This window comes from Variovorax sp. MHTC-1, from assembly GCF_003984645.1.
Classification (GTDB): domain Bacteria; phylum Pseudomonadota; class Gammaproteobacteria; order Burkholderiales; family Burkholderiaceae_C; genus Variovorax.
The window spans coordinates 1-8,418 of record NZ_RWKI01000046.1; the positions used below are offsets into that span (position 1 = coordinate 1).

At 64.1% G+C, this 8,418-nt stretch carries 8 protein-coding genes and 2 pseudogenes; 5 read left to right on the forward strand and 5 right to left on the reverse strand.

The genetic code is table 11. From position 1 onward, the window contains the following. The first annotated feature begins 222 nt into the window (after nt 1-222). Both EJI01_RS27815 and EJI01_RS27820 read left to right on the forward strand, forming a co-directional pair. The gene (locus EJI01_RS27815; RefSeq protein ID WP_126840343.1) at nt 223-1,929 is read left to right on the forward strand and encodes a hypothetical protein; all 1,707 of its coding nucleotides are present in this window, start codon (nt 223-225) and stop codon (nt 1,927-1,929) included. A 186-nt stretch (nt 1,930-2,115) separates the two neighbouring features. Continuing rightward, nucleotides 2,116-2,409 (forward strand): DUF1330 domain-containing protein, encoded by a 294-nt coding sequence (locus EJI01_RS27820; RefSeq protein ID WP_126840344.1) that lies wholly within the window; start codon nt 2,116-2,118, stop codon nt 2,407-2,409. 177 nt (nt 2,410-2,586) lie between these two features. Here the strand turns inward: EJI01_RS27820 and EJI01_RS27825 are convergent. Next, nucleotides 2,587-2,970 (reverse strand): annotated as a pseudogene (locus EJI01_RS27825) (transposase); the annotation flags it as partial. A 385-nt stretch (nt 2,971-3,355) separates the two neighbouring features. Between EJI01_RS27825 and EJI01_RS27830 the strand changes: the two are divergent. Further along, nucleotides 3,356-3,772 carry a DUF4124 domain-containing protein gene (locus EJI01_RS27830; RefSeq protein WP_260602724.1) on the forward strand — a complete coding sequence of 139 codons (417 nt, stop codon included), beginning with the start codon at nt 3,356-3,358 and terminating at the stop codon, nt 3,770-3,772. A 9-nt stretch (nt 3,773-3,781) separates the two neighbouring features. Here the strand turns inward: EJI01_RS27830 and EJI01_RS27835 are convergent, their stop codons facing one another. Both EJI01_RS27835 and EJI01_RS27840 read right to left on the reverse strand, forming a co-directional pair. Continuing rightward, nucleotides 3,782-4,510: a DUF3750 domain-containing protein gene (locus EJI01_RS27835; RefSeq protein WP_126840346.1), complete on the reverse strand. Its 729-nt coding sequence runs from the start codon at nt 4,508-4,510 to the stop codon at nt 3,782-3,784. Nucleotides 4,511-4,625: 115 nt separating this feature from the next. After that, complete coding sequence (locus EJI01_RS27840; protein WP_126840347.1) at nt 4,626-4,802, reverse strand: DUF1328 domain-containing protein; 177 nt, start codon at nt 4,800-4,802, stop codon at nt 4,626-4,628. A 112-nt stretch (nt 4,803-4,914) separates the two neighbouring features. Here EJI01_RS27840 and EJI01_RS29010 point away from each other — a divergent pair, with 112 nt between their 5' ends. Continuing rightward, nucleotides 4,915-5,058: a hypothetical protein gene (locus EJI01_RS29010; protein WP_185879099.1), complete on the forward strand. Its 144-nt coding sequence runs from the start codon at nt 4,915-4,917 to the stop codon at nt 5,056-5,058. A gap of 37 nt (nt 5,059-5,095) precedes the next feature. Further along, a complete protein-coding gene (locus EJI01_RS27845; protein WP_126840348.1) occupies nt 5,096-5,878 on the forward strand; it encodes an SIR2 family NAD-dependent protein deacylase in 783 nt (260 codons plus the stop codon). A gap of 24 nt (nt 5,879-5,902) precedes the next feature. Here EJI01_RS27845 and EJI01_RS27850 read toward each other — a convergent pair whose 3' ends face one another. Beyond that, entirely contained in the window at nt 5,903-6,748 is an 846-nt protein-coding gene (locus EJI01_RS27850) for a PA4780 family RIO1-like protein kinase (RefSeq protein ID WP_126840349.1), read from the reverse strand. 479 nt (nt 6,749-7,227) lie between these two features. Next, nucleotides 7,228-8,389, reverse strand: a pseudogene (locus tag EJI01_RS27855) (IS30 family transposase). Between the last annotated feature and the right edge of the window lie 29 nt (nt 8,390-8,418).

Below are 8,418 nucleotides of genomic sequence, written 5' to 3' on the forward strand. Positions count from 1 at the left end.
GGCGGACGTTCCGGGTCCGGGGAGCGGAAGATTGAACGAGGCGCGCGGAATACCATCGCCTACAGCGTCCCTGCTTCGACTTGGCAGCGTCTGCAAGGCTGTGCACTGGGCGCCACATCGATCGGGAATAGTTCACAACTTGGTGAACACACCGCTTCACAGATGTCACACACGCGGGGCGCTCCCTAGAATTCGCGCGTTTACAGCTGTTTCATAACGTAAATGAACTCGATGACCAAATTAGCGAGCGCCGCCTGTCTGGTGGCCATCCTTGCCGCGTGCGGTGGCGGCGGCAGCAGCACGGGTGGCATCCCACCGACGAGCTCCGGCGGCAACCCTACCACCCTTGCTGTGACCGGCACCGCAGCAACCGGCGCTCCGATCGCCTCCGGTCAGGTCGAAGCGAAGTGCGCCACTGGCACCGCCAGTGCGACGACGGTGGCCGACGGCCGGTATGAGCTCGCCGTTACCAACGGTGCTCTGCCTTGCGTCATCCGCGTGACCAAGGACGGCACCACGCTGCACTCCATTGTCGAGACGGGCGCGGCGCTGCCCGCGGTGGCCAACGTGACGCCCCTGTCGGAACTGCTGGTGGCGCAGCTGACCGGCGGCCCGGCGGCCAATCTCTTCCAGAACTTCAATGGCGGCGCACAAGCCGGCCTGACTTCGAGCGCGGTGACCGCGGCGACAGCCAAGGTCGTGTCTGCTCTATCGGGCATCATCGACTTCAGCGGCGACGACCTCCTGCGCGGCACCCTGGTGCCGGCCGTGGACGGCAACGTCGGCAACCTGCTGGACCAGAAGCTCGACGCGCTGGCCCGCGCGCTGTCCGAATCGAACACCTCGCTGGCCCAGCTGTCCGCCGCTTTGGTCGCCGCACCCGGTGAGGCGCCCACCGCCCTCGCCAGCGTGCCGGCCTCCGCCACCACCTGCCCGGCGCTGCGCAGCGGGACGTACTGGGGCCTGGAAGCCGAGGACCCGCAGCTCTCGGTCGATCCCTTCGAAGTCGACGCGCGTGCCCTAACGGTGCTCTATGGCGGTGAGCCCGAGAAGGTCCACCTGGTGCCCTTCCCGGGCGAAGCCTGCCGCTTCACCATCGGCGACGACGGCGGGATCGACGGCGTGGAGCACGTGGTGGTGTCGCGCGCCGGCGTGATCGTCAGCCACTTCCCGGAAGACGGCCTGCGCAAGCCCTTCCTTGGCTTCCCGAAGCAAGATATATCGCAGGCGGATCTTGCCGGTGACTGGAACTACGTCGGTTGGGTCGGCCCCATGGCGACCCTGACGCCGATCAACGGCTCCTTCACGCTGGACGCGGCCACAGGCACGATGAGCAACATCGCCAACTACATCGGCACGACGCTTGAGGCAGAGCCCGCCGGCGAAGTGCATCGGATCGTGAAGAACGCCGAAAACGGCGCCTTCAACCAGATCGCCAACGGCGAGGTGCGCCCGGCATATTTCCTGCCCTTCCGCGGCCTGGACGGCCAGGTCTACCTGGTGGCCAATCCACAGGACGGCCCGCAAGGCCTGGTCTTCGCAGCGAAGAAGGCGACCCTGCCGATGCCCACCGTCGGCACCGTCAACTCGTACTGGGAAACCGAGATCCTGGCCGCCACGACGCCCGGCGGCATCGGCCAGGCGAAGCAACTGGAGGCGCGCACCACTACCACGATCGAAGTGCAAGGCGACGTGATCAAGCGCCGTCGGCCCGCGATCAGCGAAGCCCCCGAGCGCATCGACGTTGTGAAGGTCAACGGTCCGCGCGATGGTATGCGTCTGCGCCAGCAGAATGCCTGCACGGATCGCACGGGTGCGGCAATGACCTGCGCCGGCATGGTCCAGCTGCCACTGCCTGGCATGGGGCTCACGGCTACGGCTGGCTTGTTCGATCGCAGCTTCGCTTCGATCTCGGTCACCCGCCCGTAAGCGGACGCCTCGAAGCGCAAAAGGCGGCCCCTCGGGGCCGCTTTTTTGCTGTACAGCGCTCCGAACATATCGCCGCCGATGCGACTTCTGCAAGGGGCCGCCTAGCGGCCACAAGCGGTCGGTCGCCTGCGCCATGCCTCAAGACCTGAACGCTGTAAGCTGAGTTTCCCGAGTATTGGAGGTGCCATGGCCGCCTACGTTGTCTTTGACGTCGAGATTCGCAATGCCGAGCGATACCAGGATTTCATGCGCCAGGTTAAGCCGGCGCTCGAAGCTGCTGGCGCGAGGTACTTGGCCCGGGGAGGCGCTCACAAGGTCTACGAGGGAGACTGGTCACCGCGAAGAATAGTCCTCCTCGAATTTCCTTCGATGCGGGCGTGGGAGACCTTTTACAACGGTCCTGTCTACCAGGGCCTGAAGACAATTCGGGACGAATGCAGTTCGGCGCGCCTCGTTAGCGTCGAGGGCCTCGACCCCTAGGCCGGGCGCAACCGGCCGAGGCCGTGTGCAAACGGCGTTGACTTGCGAGTATGCCGAACACGCGGCCTTGTGGCCGTTGTCGGCTCCACGGGGTCATCCAGTGGTCTTGTCACGCAAACTCAGAGTTGCTCACGCATCAGAGTCGCTGCAAGAGTCGCAAAGGCGATCGATGGGGGCTCACGCCCCCATCGATCGCACCGCCGTCATCGTTTTGGCAATACCCAGGATCGCGATCACCCGCTTCAGGTTGTATGCCAGCACGTGCAGGCTCATCTCGGTGTTCACGTGCTCCAGCTTCTTCGTCAGGAAGTGCGTCCAGCCCATCCAGTGTTTGAGTGTCCCGAACACGTGCTCCACGGTGCACCTTCGCAGCGTCATCGCGACAGGCTTGCGGTCCAGGCGTTGCTGGACGCGCTCAAGCACCTCTTCGTGCTCCCATCGGCGGATGCGACGGTAGTCAGCGGTTGTGCACTGCCCTTTGAGTGGGCACGTGGGGCAGGCGCTGGTCCAGTAGACGCGAAGCTTGTTGCCGTTCTTCTCGAACGTGGTGAACCTGTAGATGGCCCGATGAATTCTCCCCGCCCAAACCGGCAATAGTGCGCACCGCCGCGGAACCGCCCTCTACGCAGCACCGGCAAGTCTGATGCACGCTTCAAGCCCCAGTTCAAGAAGAAGAACGGATCGTGGTCATTCCAAGACTGCTCATGTGCCTTGCGCTCGCATGCCTTGCCTCGTCACCGAGCGCCACCATGTCCACGCTCGGCCGTTGTGCGCCACAAGAGGCCGTGGAGCATGGCGGCGGGCTCAACGCCTGCGGTTGCCACTTCAACAGGCGCACCGGCGAGTGCCATTGCCACCAAGCCCGGGGCTGTGGATGCGAGTGCCAGTCGGCGGCGTGCCCATGATGAGGTCGTATCGCCTTTCTTTGCTATCTGCCTTGGCCTGCATGCTGATGCCCACGATGGCCAGCGCGGGGCCAACGGTCTACCGCTGCGAGACGGCAGGCAAGGTCGCGTATTCCGATTCGCCCTGCATCGGCGCAACCGTCGTGGACGCGGCGCCCACGCAAGGCATGGACAAGATGAGCGGCCAGAGCCGCGAGGGCAAGGACGTCCAGCAAACTGAATTCAAGCGTGTCTTCGACAACGCCTTGAAGCCGCTGACCGGCCGGTCTACCGAAGGGATGGATGTGCTTCGACGACGGGTCAAGTTGCCTGGTCCAGACCAGCAGGCATGTGCGCGGCTCGATGGTCAACTCCCGAGGCTGGAGCTGGATGCCCGGGAGACGCAAGGAGCAGCAAAAGCCCGGGCTGAGTTTGATTTGTACGGGGCGCGAAAGAGGTACTTCGAACTGAAGTGTTGAGGAGCTGCGTCAAGGCAGCCGGCCAAAACCCGGCACCCGCAGGGCCCTGTCGTCCACGTCGATGCCGAAGCCCAGCCCCAGTAGATTCAGCTCCAGGCCCTCGTCGCGTGCCACCGTCACGCCCGCCAGGCCCAGCAACGACAGTTGCCAGCCGGTGCCGCTGGGTGCGTGGTCGATGATGGTGGTCAACCCGAGGTAGTCCTTGCCGATGGCGGTGGGTGGCAGGTCCAGCCGCAGGTCGGGCACCTGTCGGGCCACCCAAGCCACGAAGGTGTTGCTGTTGGGGCCTGGCCAGAGGCGGTAGGACGAGCGCCAGGGATAGGCCGCCACTGCAGATTCGATCTGGTCGATCATGGCTTCTGCCCGGGCACCTCGATGGTCGGCCAGCAGCTGCGGATTGGCGCCGAACCATTGAACGCTCGGATCGTCGACTTCGCTGGTGACCAGTGCATCCCCGCCGCGTCGGGCCCGCCAGCCGACGATGTGGTACGTGGTATAGCGTTCCGCGCCGGCGCGCTTGACGGCGATCCAGGGGTGGATGCCGAAGGCGCCGCGCCACCGCACGATGCGAGCGCCGTACACCTGCACGACCGCACCGCGTTCGGATGCAGCGTCAGGCGCCTGCTTGGTGCTCTCACGACTCATCATGTACCAAGGCGTGTGCAAGTCCAGGTTGCCGAACGCCAGCACACCCACCGGGCCCAGCATCAAGAGTGCGAGCGGGCCCAGCAAAATCATGGGCCAACGTAACCAGCGCGTCGAGCGCTTCCGTGTGGGAGGCGAAGTGGCGGCGTCGGTCATGTCGAGAGTGTCGCCAGCCCCCTGAAACGGTCACAAGCGGTGCGTCGCGAGCCTACGACGCCATGGCGCCTATACCCAGGACCGCCAAGGCTACGAACACGATGGCGACGATCAGGAAGATGAAGAACAGGATCTTCGCGATCTTTGCCGCACCGGCGCTGATCCCGGTAAAGCCGAAGACACCTGCGACAACCGAAACGATGGCGAAGATGATGGCCCACTTCAGCATGAGGTTTTTCCTTGTTGGAGCCTTGTATTGTTCGCAATGGTCAGCATGCCTGAGGTAGGGCTGAGGCTCACAGCAGCGTCAGCGAGCTGCGTACCGCACCACCGGGGTAACCATGAACCAAGACGATCCATGCATCCAGTGCGACGAAGAGCATCAGGAAGAACGTCCCGACCTGCTGGACGCCTCCGAGGAGCCGCAGTCCACGCCGGCTGACCGATTGGGCTTCGAGCCCTTCCAGTACACCGAGCGCAGTTAGATGATGCACAACATCTCTTGCCTCCTGAAACCGCGCCATGAACCGCCAAGCTGTTCCACCCGCATCGCTCGTCTCGCATCTGCGCACCGCACGCCGCATCGTGGTCTTGACCGGTGCCGGCATGTCGGCGGAAAGCGGGATTCCCACTTTCCGGGACCAGGGGAGCGGCCTCTGGTCGCGCTTCGATCCGCAGGCGCTTGCGACGCCGGAGGCGTTCAGGCGCGATCCTGAAACGGTGTGGGCGTGGTACGAATGGCGGCGCCGCCATGCGTCGCTTGCCGTTCCGCATGCGGGCCACTTCGCGCTGACCGCACTTGCTGCCGGGACTGGGGTGGAGGCGCTCACCATCGTGACGCAGAACGTCGACGACCTCCATGAACGCGCGGGTGCCAAGGCGGTCCTTCATCTTCACGGGAGCCTGTTCGCGCCCCGCTGCTTCGACTGCGGACGCGCGTGGGTCGGCCTCGCGGATACATCGGGGCCGGAACCCGAGCGCATTAGTACGCGCTTGGCACCTCCACGCTGCGCCACTTGCAACGGCCTGATCCGTCCTGGGGTGGTCTGGTTCGGCGAAGGCTTGCCGGAGGCGGTCTGGCGCGAGGCTCGTCGCACGATCGAGCGTGCGGATCTGTTGCTGGTGGTCGGAACATCCGGCCTGGTGTACCCGGCAGCGGGCCTGCCGGACGCTGCGCGTAGCCGCGGCTGCGCTGTTTCGGTCATCAATCCTGATGCCGCCAGCATGACGGGCCACTGCGCCATGGATTGGCAGATCCAGGCGGGTGTCGGGCTTCCCGCATTGGTGTCGAGTCTCGACACTTGAAGGCATTGCAGGCCGGCCGCCGCTTCAGCGCGCCGCCATGCGAACCAGCCGTGCCGCCTCTTCGGCACGCGCGTCTTCCACCTCGCGCAGCACCCCGCCCAAGTCCACCGGCCCGCTCGGACGTGCGAAGCTGCCCGTGAGCGCCGAGCCCGTGTGAAGCTCGCCGCGCTCGTAGAGGTTCCATATTTCCTCGCCGTAGCGGGTGGAAAGCAACTCGGGCGCGAACTGCCCGAAGAAGTCCGCAAGATTCCCCACATCACGCAACAGCATGCGCCGCGCGTGGTTGTTGCCCGCGGCATCGACGGCCTGCGGCAAGTCGATGATGACCGGGCCGTCGGCGGCGAGCAGCACGTTGAACTCGGAAAGGTCGCCATGCACCACACCCGCGCACAGCATGCGAATCACCTCCACCAGCAGCGTTGCGTGGTGCAGCCGCGCGTCCTCCGGCGTGAACACCACGTCGTTGAGGCGCGGTGCGGCATCGCCGTGCTCGTCGGTGACCAGTTCCATCAGCAGCACGCCGTCGGCAAAGTTGTAGGGCTCGGGCACGCGCACGCCCGCCGCGGCCAGCCTGTAGAGCGCATCGACCTCGGCGCTTTGCCAGGCTGCTTCGGTGGCCTGCCGGCCGAACTTGGTGCCCTTGGCCATCGCGCGCTGCAGACGCGTGTTCTTGACCTTGCGGTTTTCGGTGTAGTCGACGGCCTGGCGGAAGCTGCGCTGGGTCGCTTCCTTGTAGATCTTGGCGCAGCGCGTCTGGTCCCCGCAGCGCACCACGTAGACCATCGCTTCCTTGCCGCTCATGAGCTGGCGAACCACGCTGTCGATCAATCCCTCGTCGATCAGCGTCCGTAGTCGAGGGGGTGCTTTCATGGTTCATTTTGCCTGCATGCGGGGCTGGCCCGGGACGCGGAGGCCGGCTGATCCAGTCAATCCGAATCGAAGCTGCAGGCGCCGGTCTCCTCGTCGGTCAATTCGAAGAGCAGGTATTCGAGTGGCATACCTGGAGGATGCCGCAATGTCGAAGGGTCCGCTTCCGCAGATGGACGATCTTTAGGTTGAAGGAGCGTTCACCTCAGCACATAGCCTCGCATCGCATCGAGGCGTTCACCGATCCGCGCAACGCATCGAGTTGCAAGCTTTTGGAGCGAATCGGGTTTACTTGCGAAGGTGGGCCTTTTCGTCAGCGAATCCGACTTGGCAACGGAGCGTTAGGAGACCAGATGGCTTATGCACTGCTCAAAAGCGAACGCGCCTGATAGGTCTAGTCGCGATGATGGCTCTCGAATCGCGGCTCGCTGCCTCTACGACCGGTATGGGGCTGACCGAGGGGCAGCAATGGGGCTGCGGATTCAACCGGTCGATGCAACGATTTGGCTGAACATCTCAGCCGGTGTGTGGAAGTCGAGGGTCTTCCTTGGTCGCTCGTTCAATTGTCTTGCAACGGCATTCAGCTTGGCCTGTGAATGGCTCGAGAGATCGATCCCTTTAGGGAAGTACTGCCTGAGCAAGCCGTTCGTGTTCTCGTTGGTTCCGCGCTGCCAAGGATTGTGCGGATCGCAGAAGTAGACTTGGACGTCGGTCGCCAGGGTGAAGCGCTTGTGAGCCGCCATCTCCTTGCCTCGATCCCAGGTCAGCGACTTGTACAGCTCCTGCGGCAGCTTGCGAGCGTTCTTGATCAGCGCATTGACGACGGTCTCGGTGTCCGTGCCCCCAAGTTTGACCAGCATCACGTAGCGTGTTTGACGCTCGACCAGGGTGGCAATCTGACTGCTCGTGCCCCCGAACAGCAGGTCGCCTTCCCAATGACCAGGCACTGCCCGATCTTCCACCGTGGCCGGGCGCTCGCTGATCGATACGGTGTCAAGGATTCTTCCGTGGTTATCGGTCTTCTGCGTGTGATGGCGCGAACGGCGCATGACCCGCGTGCGTCGCAGATGCTGCAGCAGTTCCTTTCTTCAAGGCCCCACGGGCTTGGATAAAGAGGCTGCGATAGATGGTCTCGTGTGACACCTGGAAGTCCTCGTCGCCAGGATAACTATGCTTGAGCCACCCCGCGATCTGCTCGGGCGCCCACAGCGATTGGAGCTTGGCAGCAACGATGCGCGCCAAGGCTCTGTTCCTCGCCAGTTTGCATCTCTTGGGACGGTGCCCGCGGTCCCACGCCGCCTGGTCGGCCTGAGCAGCCCGATAGCCCTCTCGACCGCCGTTGCGCTTGATCTCCCGGCTAACAGTCGATGGCGCTCGCCCGAGGATGCTGGCGATCGCTCGAATTGAGAAGCCGGCCACCACAGCACGTGAGATCTCCTCGCGCTCGGCCAATGTCAGTGCCAAGGAGGACCGGCACCGCTCTGGCGGCGGTATTCCGCCTGTTCGGGACAGAATCCCTTCGACCGACGAATGCGATCGATCAAACAACTGGGCTATCTGTTGAAGGCTGTCGCCTGCTTTCCAGCGCTCCCACAGCAGGGCCTTCTGGTTGTCCGTGTAGTAGGTCCGCGTTCGATACTTCATCTACAACACTCCTTCTGCCTACGCAGTTT